General features: G+C 64.7%; 1 protein-coding gene and 1 rRNA gene. Both read left to right on the top strand.

What is annotated here, in order from left to right:
• A 5S ribosomal RNA gene (gene rrf, locus ABTZ43_RS17150) occupies positions 1-98 on the top strand; the annotation flags it as partial.
• Between the two features lie 124 nt (positions 99-222).
• The coding region (locus ABTZ43_RS17145) for a hypothetical protein (protein ID WP_350539635.1) at positions 223-1,146 on the top strand (924 nt) is incomplete at its 3' end.

Below are 1,146 nucleotides of genomic sequence, written 5' to 3'. Positions count from 1 at the left end.
GGGAAACGCCCGGTTACATTCCGAACCCGGAAGCTAAGCCTCACAGCGCCGATGGTACTGCAGGGGGGACCCTGTGGGAGAGTAGGACACCGCCGTACTTCTTTTAAGCAAATGGCCACCCATCGTTGGGTGGCCATTTTGCGTTAACACGATCGAGAACAGGGAGCATCATGCCGGAAGAGGAACAGCGCCGTCCGCGTCGCAATGACGACAGTGGATCGCGTGACAGTCGACCTTCCGGAGGGCGATCCGACGGCCGCAGCGGCGGCCCGCGTCGTGAGGGTGGGCAGTCTCGTGACAATCGCGACGGTGGCGCTCCCCGTTCGGGTGGCTACAGCCGTGATGGTGGCGCTCCGCGTTCGGGTGGGTACAACCGCGATGCCCGCGATGGTGGTGCCCCTCGCTCCGGTGGGTACAACCGCGATAGCCGTGATGGTGGTGCTCCTCGTTCGGGTGGGTACAACCGCGATAGCCGTGATGGTGGTGCCCCTCGCTCCGGCGGGTTCAATCGCGATAGCCGTGATGGTGGTGCTCCTCGTTCGGGCGGGTACAACCGTGACATTCGTGATGGTGGCGCTCCCCGTTCGGGTGGCTACAACCGTGATGGTGGTGCTCCTCGTTCTGGTGGCTACAACCGTGACAGCCGTGATGGTGGTGCCCCTCGTTCGGGCGGGTACAACCGCGACGGTGGAGCTCCGCGTTCGGGCGGGTATAACCGCGATAACCGTGATGGTGGTGCCCCTCGTTCGGGTGGCTACAGCCGTGATGGTGGTGCCCCTCGCTCCGGCGGGTTCAATCGCGATAGCCGTGATGGTGGTGCTCCGCGTTCGGGTGGGTACAACCGTGACAGCCGTGATGGTGGCGCTCCCCGTTCGGGTGGCTACAACCGTGATGGTGGTGCTCCTCGTTCTGGTGGCTACAACCGTGACAGCCGTGATGGTGGTGCCCCTCGTTCGGGCGGGTACAACCGCGACGGTGGAGCTCCGCGTTCGGGCGGGTATAACCGCGATAACCGTGATGGTGGTGCCCTTCGTTCGGGTGGCTACAGCCGTGATGGTGGTGCTCCGCGTTCGGGTGGGTACAACCGCGATAACCGCGATGGTGGCGCTCCCCGCTCCGGTGGCTACAACCGCGACAGCCGTGACG

Origin of the sequence: Microbacterium sp. NPDC097977 (assembly GCF_040302605.1) — a bacterium.
Lineage (GTDB): Bacteria > Actinomycetota > Actinomycetes > Actinomycetales > Microbacteriaceae > Microbacterium.
The sequence above is the reverse complement of the archived record's forward strand: the minus strand, read 5'-3'. Positions and strand labels throughout refer to the sequence as shown.